This is a genomic window from Nocardioides panacis, assembly GCF_019039255.1.
Lineage (GTDB): Bacteria > Actinomycetota > Actinomycetes > Propionibacteriales > Nocardioidaceae > Nocardioides_B > Nocardioides_B panacis.
Genome location: NZ_CP077062.1, coordinates 4,660,601 through 4,681,295 on the forward strand (window position 1 = coordinate 4,660,601; position 20,695 = coordinate 4,681,295).

The 20,695-nt window shown below is 73.4% G+C and carries 22 protein-coding genes; 17 read left to right on the forward strand and 5 right to left on the reverse strand.

Translation table 11 applies throughout. From position 1 onward, the window contains the following. Nucleotides 1-34 precede the first annotated feature (34 nt). Together KRR39_RS22725 and KRR39_RS22730 are read left to right on the forward strand one after the other, a co-directional pair. Complete coding sequence (locus KRR39_RS22725; protein ID WP_216939627.1) at nt 35-1,024, forward strand: ATP-binding cassette domain-containing protein; 990 nt, start codon at nt 35-37, stop codon at nt 1,022-1,024. Next, nucleotides 1,021-1,866 (forward strand): ABC transporter permease, encoded by an 846-nt coding sequence (locus KRR39_RS22730; RefSeq protein WP_216939628.1) that lies wholly within the window; start codon nt 1,021-1,023, stop codon nt 1,864-1,866. The genes KRR39_RS22725 and KRR39_RS22730 overlap by 4 nt, the downstream gene beginning before the upstream one ends. Nucleotides 1,867-1,878: 12 nt before the next feature. Here the strand turns inward: KRR39_RS22730 and KRR39_RS22735 are convergent, their stop codons facing one another. Both KRR39_RS22735 and KRR39_RS22740 read right to left on the reverse strand, forming a co-directional pair. Then, complete coding sequence (locus tag KRR39_RS22735) at nt 1,879-2,634, reverse strand: SDR family NAD(P)-dependent oxidoreductase (RefSeq protein ID WP_216939629.1); 756 nt, start codon at nt 2,632-2,634, stop codon at nt 1,879-1,881. Further along, nucleotides 2,634-3,818, reverse strand: a complete 1,185-nt coding sequence (locus tag KRR39_RS22740; RefSeq protein ID WP_216939630.1) for an acyl-CoA dehydrogenase family protein — start codon at nt 3,816-3,818, stop codon at nt 2,634-2,636. The genes KRR39_RS22735 and KRR39_RS22740 overlap by 1 nt, the downstream gene beginning before the upstream one ends. A gap of 78 nt (nt 3,819-3,896) precedes the next feature. Between KRR39_RS22740 and KRR39_RS22745 the strand changes: the two genes are divergently transcribed. From KRR39_RS22745 to KRR39_RS22765, 5 genes are all read left to right on the forward strand, one after another. Further along, the gene (locus KRR39_RS22745) at nt 3,897-4,472 is read left to right on the forward strand and encodes a TetR/AcrR family transcriptional regulator (RefSeq protein ID WP_216939631.1); all 576 of its coding nucleotides are present in this window, start codon (nt 3,897-3,899) and stop codon (nt 4,470-4,472) included. A gap of 189 nt (nt 4,473-4,661) precedes the next feature. Then, nucleotides 4,662-5,390, forward strand: coding sequence for a (Fe-S)-binding protein (locus tag KRR39_RS22750; protein ID WP_216939632.1), 729 nt, complete (start codon nt 4,662-4,664; stop codon nt 5,388-5,390). Then, nucleotides 5,387-6,898: a lactate utilization protein B gene (locus tag KRR39_RS22755; RefSeq protein ID WP_216939633.1), complete on the forward strand. Its 1,512-nt coding sequence runs from the start codon at nt 5,387-5,389 to the stop codon at nt 6,896-6,898. The genes KRR39_RS22750 and KRR39_RS22755 overlap by 4 nt, the downstream gene beginning before the upstream one ends. Next, the gene (locus KRR39_RS22760; protein ID WP_216939634.1) at nt 6,891-7,502 is read left to right on the forward strand and encodes a LutC/YkgG family protein; all 612 of its coding nucleotides are present in this window, start codon (nt 6,891-6,893) and stop codon (nt 7,500-7,502) included. Before KRR39_RS22755 ends, KRR39_RS22760 begins: the two co-directional genes overlap by 8 nt. A 9-nt stretch (nt 7,503-7,511) precedes the next feature. Continuing rightward, nucleotides 7,512-7,904 (forward strand): VOC family protein, encoded by a 393-nt coding sequence (locus KRR39_RS22765; protein WP_216939635.1) that lies wholly within the window; start codon nt 7,512-7,514, stop codon nt 7,902-7,904. Between the two features lie 4 nt (nt 7,905-7,908). Here KRR39_RS22765 and KRR39_RS22770 read toward each other — a convergent pair whose 3' ends face one another. Both KRR39_RS22770 and KRR39_RS22775 read right to left on the reverse strand, forming a co-directional pair. Continuing rightward, entirely contained in the window at nt 7,909-8,346 is a 438-nt protein-coding gene (locus KRR39_RS22770) for a hypothetical protein (RefSeq protein ID WP_216939636.1), read from the reverse strand. A 113-nt stretch (nt 8,347-8,459) separates the two neighbouring features. Next, on the reverse strand, nt 8,460-9,044 hold the full coding sequence (locus KRR39_RS22775) for a TetR/AcrR family transcriptional regulator (RefSeq protein ID WP_216939637.1): 585 nt from the start codon (nt 9,042-9,044) through the stop codon (nt 8,460-8,462). A 125-nt stretch (nt 9,045-9,169) separates the two neighbouring features. On the opposite strand from KRR39_RS22775, the gene lipP1 reads away from it, so the two are divergent. The 6 genes from lipP1 (at nt 9,170) to KRR39_RS22800 (ending at nt 13,056) form a co-directional block, all read left to right on the forward strand. Then, nucleotides 9,170-10,090, forward strand: coding sequence for a LipP1 family hormone-sensitive lipase (gene lipP1, locus KRR39_RS22780; protein WP_216939638.1), 921 nt, complete (start codon nt 9,170-9,172; stop codon nt 10,088-10,090). Further along, nucleotides 10,087-11,589, forward strand: a complete 1,503-nt coding sequence (locus KRR39_RS22785) for a long-chain-fatty-acid--CoA ligase (RefSeq protein WP_216939639.1) — start codon at nt 10,087-10,089, stop codon at nt 11,587-11,589. The genes lipP1 and KRR39_RS22785 overlap by 4 nt, the downstream gene beginning before the upstream one ends. Next, nucleotides 11,586-12,026 (forward strand): hypothetical protein, encoded by a 441-nt coding sequence (locus tag KRR39_RS25370; RefSeq protein WP_254185358.1) that lies wholly within the window; start codon nt 11,586-11,588, stop codon nt 12,024-12,026. The genes KRR39_RS22785 and KRR39_RS25370 overlap by 4 nt, the downstream gene beginning before the upstream one ends. Then, a complete protein-coding gene (locus KRR39_RS25375; RefSeq protein ID WP_254185785.1) occupies nt 11,968-12,609 on the forward strand; it encodes a zinc-binding dehydrogenase in 642 nt (213 codons plus the stop codon). Before KRR39_RS25370 ends, KRR39_RS25375 begins: the two co-directional genes overlap by 59 nt. A 121-nt stretch (nt 12,610-12,730) precedes the next feature. After that, nucleotides 12,731-12,913, forward strand: coding sequence for a hypothetical protein (locus KRR39_RS22795; RefSeq protein ID WP_216939640.1), 183 nt, complete (start codon nt 12,731-12,733; stop codon nt 12,911-12,913). After that, the gene (locus KRR39_RS22800; protein ID WP_216939641.1) at nt 12,910-13,056 is read left to right on the forward strand and encodes a hypothetical protein; all 147 of its coding nucleotides are present in this window, start codon (nt 12,910-12,912) and stop codon (nt 13,054-13,056) included. Before KRR39_RS22795 ends, KRR39_RS22800 begins: the two co-directional genes overlap by 4 nt. Nucleotides 13,057-13,174: 118 nt before the next feature. On the opposite strand, the gene KRR39_RS22805 is transcribed toward KRR39_RS22800, so the two are convergent. Further along, nucleotides 13,175-14,605: an LLM class flavin-dependent oxidoreductase gene (locus tag KRR39_RS22805; protein WP_216939642.1), complete on the reverse strand. Its 1,431-nt coding sequence runs from the start codon at nt 14,603-14,605 to the stop codon at nt 13,175-13,177. A 103-nt stretch (nt 14,606-14,708) separates the two neighbouring features. Here KRR39_RS22805 and KRR39_RS22810 point away from each other — a divergent pair, with 103 nt between their 5' ends. The 4 genes from KRR39_RS22810 to KRR39_RS22825 all read left to right on the forward strand — a co-directional run bounded on the left by KRR39_RS22810 (nt 14,709) and on the right by KRR39_RS22825 (nt 20,694). Further along, nucleotides 14,709-16,004, forward strand: coding sequence for an MFS transporter (locus KRR39_RS22810; RefSeq protein WP_216939643.1), 1,296 nt, complete (start codon nt 14,709-14,711; stop codon nt 16,002-16,004). Then, nucleotides 16,001-17,110 carry a M20 family metallopeptidase gene (locus KRR39_RS22815; protein ID WP_216939644.1) on the forward strand — a complete coding sequence of 370 codons (1,110 nt, stop codon included), beginning with the start codon at nt 16,001-16,003 and terminating at the stop codon, nt 17,108-17,110. The genes KRR39_RS22810 and KRR39_RS22815 overlap by 4 nt, the downstream gene beginning before the upstream one ends. Before the next feature lie 276 nt (nt 17,111-17,386). Beyond that, on the forward strand, nt 17,387-19,261 hold the full coding sequence (locus KRR39_RS22820) for a fibronectin type III domain-containing protein (RefSeq protein WP_216939645.1): 1,875 nt from the start codon (nt 17,387-17,389) through the stop codon (nt 19,259-19,261). A 128-nt stretch (nt 19,262-19,389) separates the two neighbouring features. Further along, entirely contained in the window at nt 19,390-20,694 is a 1,305-nt protein-coding gene (locus KRR39_RS22825; protein ID WP_216939646.1) for an MFS transporter, read from the forward strand. The last annotated feature ends 1 nt before the right edge of the window (nt 20,695 follow it).

Genomic DNA, 20,695 nt, shown 5'->3' on the forward strand with positions numbered 1-20,695 from the left:
CCTCACTGTCGGTGCCGTGTGATGGAGTGCTCCCGTGAGCACGCAGCTGGCCGTCGAGGCCGTCGATCTCGTCAAGAAGTTCGGTGACACCGTCGCGGTCGACGGGGTGAGCTTCGTGGTGCCCGAGGGCACGGTGCTCGGCCTGCTCGGCCCGAACGGCGCCGGCAAGACCACCACCGTGCGGATGCTGACCACGCTCAGCGTCCCGACCAGCGGCACGGGCCGGGTCGCCGGGCACGACATCCTCACCGCGCCCGACCAGGTGCGCCGGTCCATGGGCCTCACCGGCCAGGCCGCCACCGTCGACGAGCTGCTCACCGCCCGGGAGAACCTCTGGCTGATCGGCCGGCTCGCCGGCCTGCCCCGACGCTCGATCCGCCCGATCGGCGACGACCTGCTGGAGCGGTTCTCCCTCACCGAGGCAGCGGACCGGACCGTGAAGACCTACTCCGGCGGCATGCGGCGGCGGCTGGACCTCGCGGTCAGCCTGATCGCGGCGCCCCCGGTGCTGTTCCTCGACGAGCCCACCACCGGGCTCGACCCGCGCTCGCGCAACGACCTGTGGGACGTGCTGCGCGGCCTGGTGGCCGAGGGCACCACGCTGCTGCTGACCACCCAGTACCTCGAGGAGGCCGACCAGCTCTGCGACGACATCGTGGTCATCGACAAGGGCCGGGTCATCGCGGCCGGGACGCCGACCCAGCTCAAGGACCAGGCCGGCCGGGCGAGCGTGGTGCTCACGCTGACCGACGCCGGTGACCTCGCGCGCGCCGAGGGGCTGCTGCGGTCGGAGATCGGGGACGTGTACGTCGAGCCCGGCCCGCGCCGCATCACCGCGCCGGCGAACGGTCTCGACGACATGACCCGGATCGGCCGGCTGCTCGGCGACCACGGCCTGGCCGTCGACGACCTGGGCCTCAAGCGCCCCAGCCTCGACGACGTCTTCCTGCACCTCACCGGCCACCGCGCCGAGTCCGAGGACCCGGACGACTCCACCTCCGACCCCGAGAGCGTTCTGCGATGACCACCACCCTCACGTCCCGAACCACCGGCAGCACGCGGCCGGTGCTGACCCCGCCGTCCCTGGCCGTGTCGGCCGCCATCGTGGTGCGCCGCAACCTGATCCACATCAAGCGGATGCCCGAGCTGCTCCTGGACGTGACGATCCAGCCGGTGATGTTCGTGCTGCTGTTCGCGTTCGTGTTCGGCAGCTCGATCGCGGTGCCCGGCAGCAACTACCGCGAGTTCCTGGTGCCCGGGATCATGGCGCAGACCATCGTGTTCTCCTCGTTCATCGTCGCCATCGGGCTGACCAACGACCTGGAGAAGGGCATCGTGGACCGGCTCCGGTCGCTGCCGATCTCCGGGTCCGCGCTGCTGGTGGGCCGGTCCGTGTCCAGCCTGATCCACTCCAGCATCGGCATCACGGTGATGGCGCTGACCGGGCTGCTGATCGGGTGGCGGATCCGCGACGGCTTCCTGCACGGGGTCGCCGCCTTCGCCCTGATCCTGCTGTTCGGCTTCGCGATGATCTGGATCGGCATCTGGGTCGGCTCGATGCTGCGCTCGGTGGAGGCCGTCAACGGGTTCATGTTCACCGTGATGTTCCCGCTGACCTTCATCGCCAACACCTTCGCGCCCACCGCCCAGATGCCCACCTGGCTCCGGTTCCTCGCCGAGTGGAACCCGGTCTCGGCGCTCACCCAGGCGACCCGCGAGCTGTGGGGCAACGGGCCGCCCGCGCCGGCGAGCGCCTCCTGGGCGCTGCAGCACGCCCCGCTCGTGACCGTCGTGTGGGCGGTGCTGATCACGGCCGTCTTCGCACCCCTCGCGCTGGCCGCCTTCCGGCGCCGGGCGCGCGACTGAGGCGGCGATCCGTCAGCGGGGCGCCATCCGCAGGGCGCCGTCCATCCGGATGACCTCGCCGTTGAGGTAGTCGTGGTCGATGACCATCAGCGCGAGGGAGGCGTACTCCTCGGGGCGCGCGAGCCGCTGCGGGAACGGAACGCCGGCCGCGAGGCCGGCGCGGAACTCGTCGGAGACGGTCGCCAGCATCGGCGTCTCGACGATGCCCGGGGCGATCGTGCAGACCCGGATGCCGTACTGCGCCAGGTCCCGCGCGGCCGGCAGCGTGAGGCCGACGATGCCGCCCTTGGACGAGGCGTAGGCAGCCTGGCCGACCTGACCGTCGTACGCGGCGATCGAGGCGGTGTTGACGATCACGCCGCGCTGGCCCTGCGCGTCCGGCTCGGTCCGGGCGATCTGCTCCGAGGCCAGCGCGAGCACGTTGAAGGTGCCGACCAGGTTCACCGAGACGACGGCGGCGAAGAGCGCGAGGTCGTGCACGCCCTTCTTGCCGAGGATCCGGGCGGACGGGCCGATGCCGGCGCAGTTCACGACCGTGCGCAGCGGTCCGGCGGCCGCGGCCTGCTCGACGGCGACCCGGACCTGCTCGGGGTCGGTGACGTCGGTGGCGACGTAGGTGACGCCGGCGACGTCCGGCGCCCGGTCGATGCCGGACTGCAGGTCGAGGGCGAAGACCCGGGCGCCCCGGGCGGCGAGGGCCGCGGCGGTGGCCGCGCCGAGCCCGGAGGCGCCGCCCGTGACGAGGGCGGAGGTGTCGTCGAGCTGCATCAGTTCTCCTTGCCGTGGGGGGCGGTCGTGATCGGCGCGCTCGAGGGCTGGGCCAGGGCGCGGCCGATCACCATCCGCTGGATCTGGTTGGTGCCTTCGAAGATCTGCATGACCTTGGCCTCGCGCATGTAGCGCTCGACCGGGAAGTCGCGGGTGTAGCCGTAGCCGCCGTGCACCTGCACCGCGTCGGTGGTGACCTTCATGGCGTTGTCGGTCGCGACCATCTTCGCGACCGACGCCTCGGTGCTGAACGGCAGGCCCTGGTCCTTGAGGCGCGCCGCGGCGAGGTACGTCGCCCGGGCCGACCCGACCGCGGCGGCCATGTCGGCGAGCAGGAACGCGAGGCCCTGGTGGTCGATGATCTTCTTGCCGAAGGTCTCACGGGTCTTGGCGTAGGCCACCGCGTCGTCCAGGGCTCCCTGGGCCAGGCCGGTCGCGACCGCCGCGATGCCGAGCCGGCCCGAGTCGAGGCCGGCGAGCGCGATCTTGAGGCCGTCGCCCTCGGCGCCGAGCAGCCGGTCGGCGGGGACGCGGGCGCCCTCGAACCGGACGGTCGCGGTGACCGAGCCGGTCAGCCCCATCTTGTGCTCCGGCGGGTCGGCCAGCACGCCCTCGGTGTCGGCCGGGACCAGGAAGCAGGAGATGCCGTTGCGCTCGTCGGAGGTCCGCGCCATCACCTTGTAGAAGTCCGCGACGCCGCCGTGGGTGACCCACGCCTTGGTGCCGTCGAGCACGTAGTCGTCGCCGTCGCGACGGGCACGGGTGCGCATCGCGGCCGGGTCGGAGCCGGCGTGCGCCTCGGAGAGGCAGTAGGCCCCCAGCTGCTCCCCGCCGAGCATCTCGGGCAGCAGCTTGTTCTTCTGCTCCTCGCTGCCGCGGGTGACCAGGCCGAAGCAGCTCAGCGCGTGCACGGAGACGCCGACCGCGACGCTGGCCCAGACCCGGGCGATCTCCTCGACGACCTGCAGGTAGACCTCGTAGGGCTGACCGCCGCCGCCGTACTCCTCGGCGTAGGGCAGCCCGAGCACGCCGACCCGGCCGAGCATCGTGAAGATGTCGCGCGGGAAGGTCTCGCTGGCCTCGTCGCCGGCGACGCGCGGGTGCAGCTCGCGGTCGGCGAGCTCGCGCACCAGCCGCACCAGGTCGGCGGCCTCGTCGGTCGGCAGGACACGGGATGCGGGCACGGGGACTCCTTGGTGACGCGAAAATGATACTGACAAGCAGGCTACAGTATCATTCCAGCCGTCACCGGAGGAGGCCGCATGGCCCGCACGCAGCGCACCCGCCGCCAGCTCGACCTGCTCGACCGGCTCGTGCACCTGATGGCGGCCGAGGGCTTCGCCCGGTTCACGCTGGACGACCTCGCGCTGCGGATGCGCTGCTCGAAGACCACGCTCTACGCGCTGGCCGACAGCAAGCAGGGACTCGTCGTCGAGGTGGTCAAGCAGTACTTCCGCACCGCGGTCGACCGGGTCGAGGAGCGGGTCGCCGCCCGGGAGGAGCCGGCCGAGCGGATCGCGGCGTACCTCTCCGCCGTCGCCGACCAGCTCCAGCCCCTGTCGCGGGCGTTCATGGACGACCTGACCGCGCTGCCGGCGGCGGCGGCGGTCTACCGGCAGAACACCGCGGCCGCGGCGGACCGGATCCGCGCGCTGGTCGCCGCCGGGGTCCGCGAGGGAGCCTTCCGGCCGGTGCACGCCGCGTTCGTGGGGGAGATGGTGGCCGCGACGATGTTCGAGATCCAGCGCGGCGAGCTGTTCGAGCGCCTCGAGCTGACCGACAGCGAGGCCTACGCCGAGCTCCTGACCCTGGTAACCGACCTCCTGACCGGCAGCTGACCCGCAGCTGACCCCCCAGCTGTAACGCGGGGTTATGGACGCTCCACCCACGGCACACCTCGGGTCCAGCGTCCATAACCCCGCGTTACAAGGGGCGCGGCCGCGGGCCCGGCTGTGCGTCGGGAGGCCGGGGGGGCTACGTTGCTGGGACGACGTCAGCGCCTGACAGGTCGGCGGGAGGGAGTCCGGATGAAGGTCGCACTGATGGTCACGTGCGTGAACGACGCGATGTTCCCCGAGACCGGCAAGGCGGTCGTCCGGCTGCTGCGCCGGCTCGGCGTCGACGTCGAGTTCCCCGCCGCGCAGACCTGCTGCGCGCAGCCGATGGTGAACACCGGCTACCTCGACGAGGCGGTGCCCGTCGTCCGCACCTTCACCGAGGCGTTCGCGGGGTACGACGCGGTGGTCACGCCGAGCGGCTCGTGCGCCGGGTCGGCCCGGCACCAGCACGCGCTCGTCGCGCGGCGCTCAGGCGACCCGGCCCTGCAGGCCGCGGTGGCCGCGACGTCGCCGACGGTCTACGAGCTCTCGGAGTTCCTCGTCGACGTGCTCGGGGTCGAGGACGTCGGCGCGTACTACCCGCACACCGTGACCTACCACCCGACCTGCCACTCGCTGCGGATGCTCGGCGTCGGCGACCGGCCCACCCGGCTGCTCAGGGCGGTCCGGGGGCTGCGGCTCGTCGAGCTGCCCGGGGCCGACCAGTGCTGCGGCTTCGGCGGCACGTTCGCGGTCAAGAACTCCGACACGTCGGTGGCGATGGGCTCCGACAAGGCCCGGCACGTCCGGGAGACCGGCGCCGAGGTGCTGGTCGCCGGGGACAACTCCTGCCTGATGCACGTCGGCGGGCTGCTCTCCCGGCAGCAGAGCGGGGTCCGGGTCGTGCACCTGGCCGAGATCCTGGCGGCGACGTCATGAGCGGGCCCGACCGAGCGGCGGCGACGTTCGTGGGGATGCCGGCCTTCCCGGAGGCGGCCCGGGCCGCGCTGGCCGACACCCAGCTGCGCAGCAACCTCGCGCACGCCACCTCGACGATCCGCGCCAAGCGCGCCAAGGTGGTCGCCGAGCTCGACGACTGGGAGCAGCTGCGGCTGGCCGGTGCGGCGATCAAGGACAACACCCTGCTGCACCTCGACGAGCACCTGCTCCGGCTCGAGGCGTCGCTGACCGCCGCGGGCGCCACCGTGCACTGGGCCCGGGACGCGGCCGAGGCTTGCGACGTCGTCGCCGCGGTCGCCGAGTCGCACGGGGTCGACGAGGTGGTCAAGGTCAAGTCGATGGCCACCGCGGAGATCGACCTCAACGAGCACCTCGCCGCACGCGGCATCGCGGCCTGGGAGACCGACCTGGCCGAGCTGATCGTGCAGCTCGGCGATGACCTGCCCAGCCACATCCTGGTGCCTGCCATCCACCGCAACCGGGCCGAGATCCGGGAGATCTTCCTCGAGAACATGGCGGCCGCCGGCCGGCCCGCACCGGCCGACCTCTCCGACGAGCCGGCCAAGCTGGCCGAGGCGGCCCGGCTGCACCTGCGCGAGAAGTTCCTGCGCGCGAAGGTCGGCGTCTCCGGCGCGAACTTCGCGGTCGCCGACTCCGGCACGCTGGTCGTCGTGGAGTCCGAGGGCAACGGCCGGATGTGCCTGACGCTGCCCGAGGTGCTCGTCTCGGTCGTCGGCATCGAGAAGGTGCTGCCCACCTGGGCGGACCTCGACGTGTTCCTGCAGCTGCTGCCGCGGTCCTCGACCGGCGAGCGGATGAACCCCTACACCTCGACCTGGTCCGGGGTCACGCCCGGCGACGGGCCGCAGGAGGTGCACGTGGTGCTCCTCGACAACGGCCGCACCCGCGCGCTCGCCGACGAGGTCGGCCGGCAGGCGCTGCGCTGCATCCGCTGCTCGGCGTGCCTGAACGTCTGCCCGGTCTACGAGCGCACCGGCGGGCACGCCTACGGCTCGGTCTACCCGGGCCCGATCGGCGCGATCCTCAACCCGCTGCTCAAGGGCGTCGGCGTCGACGCGCAGACCGACTCGCTGCCCTACGCCTCCTCGCTGTGCGGCGCCTGCTTCGAGGTCTGCCCGGTCCGCATCGACATCCCCTCGGTGCTGGTGGACCTGCGGGCCCAGGTCGTCGACGCCCACCGCGGCGGGGTGCCCAAGCCCGAGGCGCTGGCCATGAAGGCGGCCGCGCTCACGTTCGGCTCGGGCGCCCGGCTTGGTGCGGCGGAGAAGGCGTCCGGGCTGGTCGGCCGGCTGCTCGGCGGTGCGGGACGCCGGGCGGGTCGACGTACCCTGCCGGGCGGACGCGGGATGCTGGGGCGGCTGCCCGGACCGGGCGCCGCCTGGACGAACGCCCGCGACCTGCCGCTGCCGCCGGCCGAGTCGTTCCGGGCCTGGTGGCGGCGCACGTCGGGAGGACGCGATGACTGAGGCCCGCGAGGCGGTCCTCGCGAACGTACGACGCGCGCTGGCCGCCGCGGACACCTCACCGGTGACCGTCCCGCGCAGCTACCGGGACGCGGGCACGCCCGACCCCGCGGCGATGCTGGACCTGTTCGTGGAGCGGGTCGCGGACTACCGGGCCACGGTCGTGCGCTGCGCGGCGGGCGACGTCGAGGCCCGGATCGCCGCGGCGCTCCCCGACGGGGCCCGGGTGCTGGTGCCGGACGGCCTGCCCTGGCAGGTCCCGGGGGCGGTCGCCGACAGCGGCCCGACGGGGCTGTCCTCGGCGGAGCTCGACGGGCTCGACGCGGTGGTCACCGCCGCCACGGTGGGGATCGCGACGACCGGCACGATCGTGCTGTCGCACGGGCCGGCCGAGGGCCGCCGGGCGGTCAGCCTGGTGCCCGACCTGCACGTGTGCGTCGTCCGCGCCGACCAGGTCGTCGCCGACGTGCCCGAGGCCGTCGCGCTGCTGGACCCGGGCCGGCCGACCACCTGGATCAGCGGACCGTCGGCGACCAGCGACATCGAGCTGGACCGGGTCGAGGGCGTGCACGGCCCGCGCACCCTGCACGTGCTCGTGGTGTCCTAGCCTGGCCCGATGCGCTCAGGGATCGTGCTGGTCACGCTGGTGGTCGACGACTACGACGAGGCGATCGGGTGGTTCACCGGCGCGCTCGGGTTCGAGCTCGTCGAGGACAGCCCCCGGGGGCCGGGCAAGCGCTGGGTCGTGGTGGCGCCGCCCGGTGCCGAGGGGGCCGCGCTGCTGCTGGCCCGAGGGGACGGGGAGCAGCAGCGCGACCGGATCGGCGACCAGACCGGCGGACGGGTCGGTTTCTTCCTGCACACCGCGGACTTCGCGGCCGCCCTGGAGCGGATGCGGGGAGCCGGGGTGCGCTTCCTGGAGGAGCCGCGGCACGAGGCCTACGGGAGCGTGGTGGTCTTCGAGGACCTCTACGGCAACCGCTGGGACCTCATGCAGCCGTCCGCCTGACCGGTCAGGCGGCCGGCGGGGTCCCGGGCGCGCCCGGGCCGTCGCCGTCGTGGTCCCCGCCGCCGTGGCCGCCGTGACCGGACCGGGTGCCGGTGACTGCGTAGCCCTTGCCGACCTGGACGATCACCTCGTCGCCCGCCTTGGTCACCACGTGCGCCTCGTAGACGCCGTCCGAGTCGGTCTCGACCCGCTGGATCGTCGCGCCGGGGTACTTCGCGAGCGCCGCCGCCCTCACCTTGGCGGCCGTGGTGCCGGTGAGCAGCTTCTCGTCCGAGCGCATGCTCCGGCTCGGGTCGGGGGTGCCGCCCGCGCGACCGTAGGTCCCGGTGGACGTGTCGGCGCTGGCGGAGCCGCTGGCGCCGAGGGCGACCCCGGCCCCGAGCCCGGCGAGCAGCAGCGCCCCCGCGGCGACGGCCTTGGTGGTGCGGTTGGTCTTGTTCACGTGGTCTCTCCCTGGTCGGCGCTCCGGCCGAGCGCGGTCCGCTCACGGTCCGCCGGCCCTCTGGCGAAGGACTGTCGTCACCCTGTCGTGACGCTGTGAGCGGCGCCGACCGGTCAGGCGCCGACCATCCGCAGCGCCAGCGCCGCGTAGTGCTCGCCGACCTCCTCGTGCGTCAGCGCCCCGTCGTCGTCGTACCAGCGGGAGACGTCGATCCCCAGCGACAGCAAGGCGAGCGTGGTCATCCGGGGATCGGGCACGTCGAACACGCCGGCCCGCACCCCGTCCTCGACGAGCGCGCGCACCTCGGCCTCGATCGTCCGTCGTACGGCGGCCACCTCGGCGCGGTGCGGCTCGCTCAGCGCGGCGAGCTCGTAGTTCACGATCCGCGCGGTGGTGTGGTGGCGGGCGTGGTGCGCCGCGAACGTCCGGGCGAACGCCGCGAGCCGGTCCACCGGCCCGTCGACGGCGGCGACCGTGTCCCGGACCAGGCGCAGGGTCCGCTCGTGGCCGCGGCTGGAGATCAGGTGCAGCAGGTCCTCCTTGGACCGGTGGTGCACGTAGACCGCGGCCGGGCTCAGGCCGGCGGCGGCCGCGATGTCGCGGGTCGTGGTGCCGTGGAAGCCGCGCGCGGCGAACGACGCGACCGCCGCGTCCAGCAGCCGGGCCTGGGTGGGGGAGTCGGCTGTGACCTGGCTCATACGCGCCTCCGGCGGATCGGTGTTGACGCGGGCACTTCTGGGGAGAAACCTAAGACCGACCGCCCGAGGTAAGCAAGCGCTTAGTGGCAGCGCCCCGATCCCCACCCCGACCCGAGGAGAACCCCTTGCCCGTCGACCCCGAGATCGCCGGAGTCCTGCAGCTGCTCGCTGCGGTGGACCAGCCGGTGCACGAGATGACCCCGCGGCAGGCCCGCGACTCGTTCGCCGCGCTCGTGGTGGGCGGTCGTCAGCCCGCGCACGTCGTCCCGGTGCGGTCGGTCGAGGACGTCACCGTGACCGGCGGGGCCGGCGACCTGGCGGCCCGCGTCTACCGGCCTGAGGAGACCGGCCCGCTGCCCACGGTCGTGCTGTTCCACGGCGGCGGGTGGGTGATCGGCGACCTCGAGACCCACGACAACATGGCCCGCACGATCGCCCGCGACTCCCGCGCGGTCGTCGTGTCGGTGGACTACCGGCTCGCCCCCGAGGCGCCGTTCCCGGCCGCCGTCGAGGACGCGCTGGCCGCGACCCGCTGGGCGGCCGCGCACCTCGACGAGCTCGGCGGCTCCTCCGTCCTGGCCGTCGCCGGCGACAGTGCCGGCGGCAACCTGGCGGCGGTGGTCGCCCAGGAGCTGCGCACCGAGGTCGCCGCGCAGCTGCTCGTCTACCCGGCCACGGACATGCTCGGCGCGCACCCCTCGCGCACCGAGAACGGCACCGGCTACTTCCTCGAGACGGCCACGATGGAGTGGTTCTTCGGGCACTACGCCGGCCACGTCACCGACGTCGACGCCCGGCTGTCCCCGGCGCTGGCCGAGGACCTGTCCGGGCTGCCCCCGGCCGTCGTGGTCACCGCCGAGTTCGACCCGCTGCGCGACGAGGGCGAGGCGTACGCCGCCGCGCTGGTGGCCGCGGGCACCCGCGTCGAGGCCCGCCGCTACGACGGGATGGTCCACGGCTTCTTCGACATGGGCCCGGCCTCGGCGGCCGCCCGCGCCGCCGTCGCGGAGACCTGCGCGCTGTTCGGGAAGGTGCTGCACGCATGACGCTGCTCTCCCTCGCCAGCGTGCTGGCCGAGTCCGCCCGGCGTGCCCCGGACCGGCTCGCGGTCGTCCAGGGTGACCTGCGGGTCGGGTACGGCGACCTGTGGCGGCAGGCCCGGCAGCACGCCACCGCCTTGCAGGAGCAGGGGATCGGGCCCGGTGACCGGGTCGCGCTGCTCGCCCCCAACGTCGTGGACTTCGTCCGCGCCTACTACGGCATCCTCGCCGCCGGCGCGGTCGTCGTGCCCGTCCCGACGCTGCTGAACGCCGAGGAGGCGGCGTACATCCTGCGGCACTCGGGCGCGAGCTTCCTGCTGCACGACGCGTCGTTCGCCGCCGTCGGCACGCAGGCCGCCGAGGCCGTCGGCGTGCCGGCCCGCGACATCGCGTCGCTGGGCGCCGCCGACCTCGAGCCGGTGCGCACGCACGTCGCGCGCGAGGCCGAGGACGTGGCGGTGATCTTCTACACCAGCGGCACGACCGGACGTCCCAAGGGTGCCCTGCTGACGCACCTCAACCTGGTGATGAACTCGACCGTCAACGCGTTCGACGCCAACCCGATCCGTCGCGACGACGTGGTGATGGGCTGCCTGCCGCTGTTCCACACCTTCGGGCAGACGGTGTCGATGAACTCCACGTTCCGGGTCGGCGCGACGCTGCTGCTCCAGCCGCGCTTCGACCCCGACGCGGCGATCGCGCTGATGCACCACGAGCGCGCGACGCTGTTCTTCGGCGTCCCGACGATGTACGTCCAGCTGCTCGACGCCGTCCCGCGGGCCGCCGCGCTGCCGGAGCTGCGCGACTGCGTCTCCGGTGGCGCGTCGCTGCCGGTGGTGGTGCTCGAGCGTTTCGAGAAGGCCTTCTCCACCACGGTCTTCGAGGGCTACGGCCTCTCGGAGACCTCGCCGACCGCGTCGGTGAACCAGCCGTGGTTCGGCACCCGGGCCGGCACGGTCGGGCACCCGATCTGGGGCGTCGAGGTCGAGGTGGCCGACGAGACCGTCGACGACCGGATCGTGCTGCTGCCGCCCGGCGGCCGCGGCGAGATCGTGATCCGCGGGCACAACGTGTTCGCGGGGTACCTCGACGACCCGGCCGCCACCGCCGACGCGATCGTCGACGGCTGGTTCCGGACCGGCGACATCGGCACGATCGACGACGACGGCTTCATCAGCATCGTGGACCGCAAGAAGGACCTGATCATCCGCGGCGGCTTCAACGTCTACCCGCGCGAGGTCGAGGAGGTGCTGATGCGGCACCCCGCGGTCGCCCAGGTCGCGGTGATCGGGGTGCCCGACGACGAGAAGGGCGAGGAGATCTGCGCCGTCGTCGTGCCCGCCTTCCCGGTCGACGCGGACGAGCTGGTCGCCTGGTCGCGCGAGCAGCTCGGCCGGCACAAGTACCCACGGCGTGTCGAGGTCCTCGACGCGCTCCCCACCGGACCGAGCCACAAGGTCCTCAAGCGCGAGCTGCGCACCCAGTACTCGAAGGGCACCTCATGACCACCGCCACCCAGATCCGCCTCGCCCGTCGCCCCGAGGGCGAGCCGGACGACGCGACGTACGCGATCACCCACGACGAGGTGCCCACGCCGGGCCCCGGCGAGCTGCTGCTCCGCGTGGTCTACCTCTCGCTGGACCCCTACATGCGCGGCCGGATGAGCGCCGCGAAGTCCTACGCCGCGCCGGTCGAGGTCGGCGACGTGCTGGTCGGCGGGACGGTGTGCCAGGTGGAGACCTCGAACCACCCGGACTACGCCGCCGGCGACTACGTGCTGTCCTACTCCGGCTGGCAGACCCACGCGGTCAGCGACGGCTCCGGGCTGCGCAGGCTCGACCCGTCCGTCGCCCCCCCTGTCGACGGCGCTCGGCGTGCTGGGCATGCCCGGCTTCACGGCGTACGCCGGCCTGCTGGAGATCGGCAAGCCGCAGGCCGGTGAGACCGTCGTGGTCGCGGCCGCCACCGGGCCGGTCGGGTCGGCCGTCGGCCAGATCGCCCGGATCAAGGGCGCGCGGGCGGTGGGCATCGCCGGCGGCCCGGACAAGTGCCGGGCGCTGACCGAGGAGTTCGGCTTCGACGTCGCGGTCGACCACCGGTCCCCGACGTTCGCCGCCGACCTGAAGGCAGCGGTGCCGGACGGCATCGACGTGTACTTCGAGAACGTCGGAGGGCACGTCGCCACCGAGGTGTTCAAGCGGATGAACCTCTACGGGCGGGTCCCGGTCTGCGGGCTGGTCGCGAGCTACAACGCGACGTCCGCCCCCGAGGGCCCGGACCGGCTGCCCGGCTTCATGGGCCTGGTGCTGCGGCAGAGCCTGACCGTGCGCGGGTTCATCCAGGGCGAGTTCACGAAGTCGCACGGCCGCGACTTCGTGCGCGAGATGTCCGGCTGGGTGGCCGACGGGTCGGTGCGGTACCGCGAGGACGTCGTGCGCGGGCTGGAGAACGCGCCCGAGGCGTTCCGCGGCCTGCTCACCGGCCGCAACTTCGGCAAGCTCGTGATCCAGGTCAGCGACGAGTAGCCACGCGGACGTGCACTCGAGTGCATCCGTCCGCCGGCCGGCCGCTCGCGCGCGGCACCGCCACCCTGCTGCGGTCGACGTCGCGGTCCGGGCTGCGTCGTGCCGTGCGCCGGGATGGGTGGTGCGCGAAGCCCGGGGTCGCTACGCCCTGCCGGGTGCCGAGCTCCTCCGCCGCGCCGAGGCGATGCCCGGCAGGTACCGCACCCGCTGTCTCCGGGTCGCCGGCCTGGCGGACGGTGCTGCCGCCAACCCGTTCGAGTCCGTGCTCCGCGCTGTCGCCTGGAGGTTCCCGGCCTCGCGGTGACCCCGCAGGTGTGGGTCGACCCGATCAGCCGCCCCGACCTCGTCGACGGGGCGTCGGGAGTCGTCCTCGAGGCGGACTGCTTCGAGCTCCACGGGCGGGTGCTGCGCTTCTCCTGGGAGCACGTCATGTTCGAGCCGCAGTAGGTGCGGCAGGTCCTGCTCGCCGCCGTGGAACCGGTGGGACGGGCACATGAGGACACCGTCCGGAGCCGCAGAGGTTGAGCCCCACCTATGGGCCCGGCAGGTGCCCGTCGCACGGGTGTCAGATGCCGATGCCGAGCCGGTTCAGCGGGCCGACGAGCTGGGCCTCCTCGTAGGCCAGGTGCCCCAGCAGCACGTCGGACAGGGTGCCCACCGCCCGCCGGACGCCGTCGACCCCGCCGCCGGTCGCGACCAGGTCGACCAGCGCCCGGTCCACGTCCTCGAGCACCGCCGCGACGTCGTGGTGCTCGCGCTCCAGACGCTCCACGACCGGCGCCAGGGCCGGGTCGGCGTGCACCAGCCGCGGGAACATCGTGGTGTCCTCGATGGTGTGGTGGGTGGTCACCACCCGGCAGTAGCTCTCGCAGTAGGTGCCGAGAGTCCAGCTGTTCTGCCGCATCGTCATCGTGTTGATCATCGACCGGGCCGCGCCGACGTCGACGTGCCCGCGCGCCACCTGCTCCACGAGGTCCTGGACCTGCGCGAGCTCGGCGCGCAGGTGGTCGTGGATCGCGACGAGGTGGTCGCCGTCGCCACCGGAGGGCGCCGCCACCTCGACCCGCTCGGGGATCTCGGGGGCGGGCGGCGCGGGGGCCGCGGCCGCAGCGGGCGCGAGCCGCTCGGCCTCCACCAGCTCCCGGACCGCCGGCGCGACCTCCTCGGCGAACCGGTGCAGGTCGGTGCGGTCCTCGACGTCGGCCATCAGCACGAACCCGCTGATGCCCTCGTCGAGCGCCAGGCCGGCGAGCTGCTCGACCCACACCGAGGGCGGCCCCTGCAGGAAGCCGGAGCCGGTGAACGACCCCTGCACGTTGAACATCCGCCGCACGTCCTGCGGTGAGCGGCCGGCGTCGAGCGCCGCCCGGTCGATCCGCTCGTTCATGCCGGCCAGCTCCTCGGGGGCGGCGTACCCCAGGCTGGGCAGCCAGCCGTCGGCGAGCCGTCCGGTGAGCTCGAGCATCCGCGGCTTGTAGGCGCCGAGCCACAGCCCGATCGGGTGCACCGGGAGCGGCCCCGGCCTGGCGCCGTCCAGCCGGTAGTGCTCCCCCTCGAGCCGCGGCGTGCGCCCCGGGGCCCACAGCGCCCGGATCACGCCGATCGCCTCCTCGAGCGCGTCCACGGCCTGCCGCGGGGTACGACGGACGCCGCCCATCGCCACGATCCCGTCCCAGAAGGCGCCGGCCCCGAGGCCGAGCTCGACGCGGCCGCCGCTGAGCACGTCGAGGGACGCGGCGCTGCGGGCCAGCACCGCCGGCGGCCGCAGCGGCAGGTTCGCGACGTTCGGGAAGACCGTCACCCGCTCGGTGCGAGCCGCGACGTGGGTCAGCAGCGTCCACGCGTCCAGGTGGGCCGGCTGGTAGGGGTGGTCCTGCACGCTGACCGAGTCCAGCCCGAGGAGGTCGGCCTCCAGCGCGGCGGTGACCACGAGGTCGGCCCGGCCGGCGAGCGGCGGGAGGAAGACGCCGAAGTGCAGCTCGTGCCCGTAGTCCATGACGTCATCCTGCCGTCCGTCCGGGAGACGGACCCGCCGGTCCCGGTTTCGCGGCCGTCCAGGTGGGCAGGTGTGAGCCACCTCTCACTCGGTAGGAGCCCCCATGACCAGCGCCACGACACCGGAGCAGACCAAGCACAAGCTCCCCGTCCGCACCCTCATCGCTGCCAGCGTCGGCAACGCCGTCGAGTGGTACGACTGGACCGTCTTCGCGACGTTCTCGATCTACTTCGCCACCCAGATCTTCTCCGACGCCAACGAGTCGGCCGCGTTCGTCGGCACCTTCGCGACGTACGCCGTGGCGTTCTTCTTCCGGCCGCTCGGCGGGATGCTGCTCGGCCGGTACGCCGACCTGCGCGGCCGCAAGCAGGCGATGCTGCTGACGATCGCGCTGATGGCCGGCGGGTCGTTCGTGATCGCGATCCTGCCGACCTTCGACCAGGTCGGCTGGCTCGCGCCGATCCTGCTGCTCGCGGCGCGCATCGCCCAGGGCATGTCGCTCGGCGGTGAGGTCTCGAACGCCTCGGCCTACCTCGCGGAGATCGCGCCCGCCGAGCGTCGCGGCCGGTACTCCTCGTTCTTCTACACCTCCACCGGTACGGCGGTCCTCCTCGCGTCGCTGCTCGGCGCCCTGCTGGCCAGCAACCTCAGCGACGACCAGCTCGCGAGCTGGGGCTGGCGCGTGCCGTTCTTCGTCGGCGGCCTGCTCGGGCTCGTCGGGGTCTGGCTGCGGCGCGACATGGCCGAGACCGAGCAGTTCGAGGAGAACAAGGCCAAGGCGGAGGCGATCAAGAACCCGCTGATGATGACGCTGCGCGAGCACCCCCGCGCGGTGGCGCAGCTGATGGGCTTCACGCTGCTCTCCACGCTCTGCTACTACACGTTCTTCTCGGCGCTGACGCCCTTCGCGGTCAAGCAGCAGAAGCTCGACGACGGGATGGTCTTCTGGGCGCTGTCGATCGCGACCGCGCTGTTCGTGGTGCTGCAGTACCCCTTTGGCTGGACCGCCGACCGCTTCGGCCGCAAGCCGCAGATGCTCATCTGGTCCGGCCTGATCGCGGTCGGCATCGTCCCGATGTCGCACCTCATCGTGCCCGGCGCGAGCTTCGGGTCGGTGCTGCTGGTGTTCTGCTTCGGCCTCGGGCTCTACGCGATCTTCGCCTCCATCGCCCCCGCGATCATGAGCGAGCTGTTCCCCACCGAGCTGCGCGGGCTGGGCATCGGCGCCTGGTACAACCTCACCGTCGCGGTCTTCGGCGGCACCGCGCCGCTGGTGATCCAGTGGCTCGGCGGGGCCGGGCACAGCAACTGGTTCTTCTGGTACGTCGCCGCGGGCGCCGTGGTCGCGTTCCTCGCGATCCTCACGCTGCCGGAGACGAAGGGATCGGTCCTGAAGTGAGCCGGGCCACCGAGCTGCTCGTCGAGCTGGTCCGCCAGGACACGGTGGCCGCGGGGGAGGAGCTGCTCGCGCGACGGTGCGCGGGTCTTCTCGAGGAGGCCGGCCTGCCCGGCACCCTGCTCGAGGTCGGACCCGGCCGCGCCCAGTACGTCGGCCGGGCGGGCTCCGACGCGCCGTTGACGTTCACGGGCCACCTCGACACCGTCCCGGCGACGCCGTCGGACTGGAGCGTGGACCCCTGGTCCGCCTCCGCCGACGGCGACCGGCTCGTGGGACGCGGGACCAGCGACATGAAGTCCGGCGTCGCCGCCCTCGTCGTCGCGGTGGCCGACCACGTCCGTCGTACGCATGCGTGCCGGGGGGTGCAGGTGGTGCTGACGTCGGGGGAGGAGACCGGGTGCGAGGGTGCGGTGCGGATCCCCGCCTCGGCGCTCGCCGCCGGCGGACCGCTCGTGGTCGCCGAGCCGACCGCCAACCGCCTCGTGCCGGCCCACAAGGGCGCGCACTGGATGCGGCTCACCGCCAAGGGCCGGGCCGCCCACGGGTCCGCCCCGGAGCTCGGCGACAACGCGGTGGTCCGGCTGGCCCGCGCCGCCGTCGCGCTGCACGACTTCGACGACTGGCCGAGCCAGGACGGGTTCGGCCGGGTGACCGCCAACGTCGGGCTGCTGCGCGGCGGCGTGCAGCCCAACGTGGTCCCCGACTCGGCCGAGCTGCTGCTGGACGTCCGCACCGTGCCGTCGGCCTCCGGCGACGTCGTCCGCGACCTGGTGCGGTCCCTGGCAGGCGAGGGTGTCGAGGTGGCCGACCACGTGGTGCTGCCGCCGGTGGACACCGCGCTGGACGACGGCTTCGTCGCACTGGTGGGCGAGGCGCTGGCTGCCACGGGTCTGGACGGCGGGCCGGCCGAGCCCGCGCGCTACTTCACCGACGCCTCCGCGCTCATCCCGCTGCTGACCCACGAGGGTGCGCGGCCGGCGCCGACGGTGATCCTGGGCCCGGGGGAGCCCGACCAGTGCCACGTAGCCGACGAGTGGTGCTCGCTGGCGCAGGTCGACCGAGCCGTCGAGGTGTACGCCGAGCTGCTGCACCGGTGGTGCCGCTGAGCCTCGCCTCGTGGGGCGGAAATGAGACGCCTGTTCGAAAACCCTCAGGAAGGGTCGGGCGACGCCGAAGGAGCAGGCATCGGGGTCGTGATGCTCTGCGACCGCCGGTGCCGTGCGCGGCGTACGGGGGATGTAAGCGGTCTCGGGTCCCTGGTGCTGCGCGCGGTCGCACCCACCGCGGGCACCTGCCCGCGGTCCCCGCAGCAGCGGACGCACCTGGCGGCGCTGCCTTCTCGAGGAGACCCATGCCCGACTCCCCCCGTCGAGCGCCGTCGCGTGACGCGCGCACTGTCCACCGCCCTCGCGGTGACCCTGACCTCCAGCATCTGCGCCTTCGGCGCGATGTCCCCGGCCTCGGCCGTCGAAGAGGTCCCCACGCCGCACCCGTTCGGCCTCTCGGTCGTCGCCGACCAGACGGGACCGAGCTACAAGCTGGTCGCCCGCTGGGAGGACGAGGACCCGAAGCCGGACGTCACCGCCGACGACTACGACGTCACGGTGACCGCGTACGATGAGGCCGCGGGAGCCCCCGTGGACCTGAACGGCGCAGAGGACGGCGAAGCGCTGGACACCACGGTGCCCGACGCCGACGGCACCCAGCGCTACGGCATCCCGGACGCCGACCCGGCGTACAGCTACCAGGTCAGCGTCCGCCTGGACGGGGACGCGCCCCAGTCCGACCACGCGTCGTCCGACCCGCTTCCCGGCGCCCCGACCGAGGTGACCGCCGCTGCGAACCGTTCGACGGTGCACGTCGAGTGGCAGGGCAACTACGACCTCGGGTTCCCCGACTTCTTCGACGTCACCCTGGTGACGCAGGGCGGGACCGAGGTCGAAACCAAGCAGGTCGGTGCCGACGTGGACGAGTCCGTCGACTTCACCGGTGTGGGCGAGGGCATGTACACGGTCCACGTCAGCGAGCGGAACGCCACCGGCCACTCGCAGGACGACGCGACCGGGACCGTCGTCGTGGACGGCAAGGGTTCTCCCTCGGTCCCGCGCAACGTCGTCACCACGGACTACGCCAACAACGCCGTCCGGGTCACCTGGGACGCGCCTGAGGACGAGGGCGGCCTGCCCGCCACCTGGTACGTCGCGACCCTGCGGGACGTCGACCCGGTGACCGGCGAGTTCACCGATCCCGAGACCGGCGTCTACATGGAGCGGGACTCGGACCCCGCCGAGTACGACCGGTCCTGGACCTTCTACGGCGAGGACGAGTACCCGATCCCCGCCGGCAGCTACAAGGTGCAGGTGTACGAGGAGAACGAGCGCGGCCGCAGCCCGGTGTACACCAGCCCGGTGTTCACCAAGGTGGCCAGCACGATCTCCTCGGCGCCCCGCAACGTCACGGCCACCAGCAGCGCCGCCAACCAGGTCTCCGTGGCCTGGGACGCGCCGGAGACCGACGGCGGCAACGCCGTCACCGACTACTACGCGGTGGTCGAGGACGGCAGCAACGATGGCTACGGCGTCTGGGCGGACTTCCCCGGCGGCGCCCGTGGCGGGACGATCACCGGCGTGAAGGCCGGCACCTGGCCGGTCAAGGTCTGGGCCTACAACAACAACGGCGAGTCCCCGGTCGGCACGGCCCAGGTCACGGTCGGCAACCCGACCCCGCCTGCGCCGCCCGCTCCGCCGGCCCCGCCGGCGCCCCCGGCCCCGCCGGTCATCGCTCCGGTCACGGTTCCGGCCGCCCCGGCCGTGCCCAAGACCACCCCGGTCAAGGACGGCGGCGCGACCACCATCACCTGGAAGGCCCCCAAGGCCGTCCCCGGTGCGCCGGTGATCCGCTACGTCGTCACCGTCGACGGTCGGGTGTTCTCCACCAAGGGCACGACCCTGAAGGTCTCCGGCCTGCGCGCCGGCCCCGCCAAGGTCGTCGTCCAGGCGGTCAACAAGAAGGGCACCTCCAAGGCTGCCGCCCTGACCATCAAGGTCAACAAGTCGGTCGCCCAGGCGCCGAAGCCGACCCTGCGTCCGGGCCAGTCCGGCGCGGCGGTCAAGAAGATGCAGAAGGCCCTCGGCGTCAAGGCCTCCGGCTCGTTCACCAAGTCGACCAAGACGGCGCTCGTCCGCTGGCAGAAGGCGCACCACGTCGCCGCCACCGGTGTGGCGAACGACCGGGTCCGCTACCTGCTGAACATCTGATCCGCTCCTGACCTGTGGCGCGTACCCTCCGGGGTGCGCGCCACAGGTGCGCCCGGGGAATTCCTGCTCCCGGCCGGTGGTTGGAGTCCGCAATGCCTGCCTCCAGCACCGCCTCCGACGCTCGTCGCGTGTCCACCCTCGTCGGTCTGCTCTTCGGCCTCGCTGGCATGGGCAGCTCCTCGGCGGCGATCGCGCTGCCGGTCCTGGCCCGCGACCTCGACGTGAGCACCGGGGTGAGCGCGTGGGCGATCAGCCTGTACGCGCTGATGCTCGCAGTCGCCACGGCGGTCTACGGCCGCGTGTCCGACCTCGTCGGCATCCGGCTGCCGCTGCTCGTCGGCGTCGGCCTGATGACCACCGGCGCGCTGGTGGGCGCGCTGGCGCCCAGCTTCGGGGTGCTCCTGGCGGCCCGGATCTTCCAGGGTGCCGGCGCGGCCGCCGTACCCACGCTGGGGGTGGCGATCATCAGCTCGCGCTTCCACGGCACGGACCGCTCGTCCGCCCTCGGCCGGGTGGCCGGCGTAGCCGCCGCGGTCAGCTGCCTCGGCCCGCTGGCCGGCGGCAGCGTCGAGGGCCTGCTGGGCTGGCGGGTGGTGATCGCCCTGCCGATGCTGGGCGTCCAGCTCCTACCGGTGCTGTGGCGCTCGCTGCCCACCGACGGCAGCGGCGCCCGCCTGGACCTCCTCGGCGCGGTGCTGGTCGCCGGTACGGCGGCCGGCGTGGTGCTGCTGGTGCAGTCGCCGTCGACCGGCCCCCTGGTCGCCGCCGTCGGCGCGGGACTGATCGTGCTGGGCACCCCTGCGGTCGCGTTCTGGGTGCGTCGGCGTCCGCACGGCTTCCTGCCGATGTCGGTGATCCGCAACCCGGCCGTGGTCCGCAGCGCGCTGGCCGCCGCCGCCGTCCCGGCCGCCTGGTTCGCCCTGCTGATCGCCGTGCCCGCGGTGCTCGTCGGCCAGGGCTGGCAGCCGTGGCTGGTCGGCGTCGCCCTGCTCCCGAGTGCGGTCACGGGCCTGCTCGCGCCCCGGGTCGCCGGCCCGCTGCTCTCGCGCGTCGGGCCGGCGCCGTCCCTCGCGCTGGCGGCCGTGATCGCCGCAGTCGCCCTGGGCGTCGCCGCCCTGGGGGCCACGCTGACCTCGGCGGTGCTGCTGGTGGTCGCCGTGGTGGCGGTGACGCTGGCGTTCGGGCTGGGTCAGCCGGCGCTGATGGCGGCCGTCGGCGACGCGGTGGAGGACGACGTCCGGGGGGTCGCGCTGGGGATCGCCACGCTGTTCTTCCTGGTGGGCGGTGGTGTCGGCTCGGCCGTGGTGGGCGGGCTCAGCGGACCGCTCACGATGCCGGGGGCGCTGCTCCTGCTCGCCGGGCTGCCGGTCCTGGGGCTGCTCGCGCTGGCGGCCAACCTGCGGCGCGAGCCGGGGCCCGACCTCGCCGACTGAG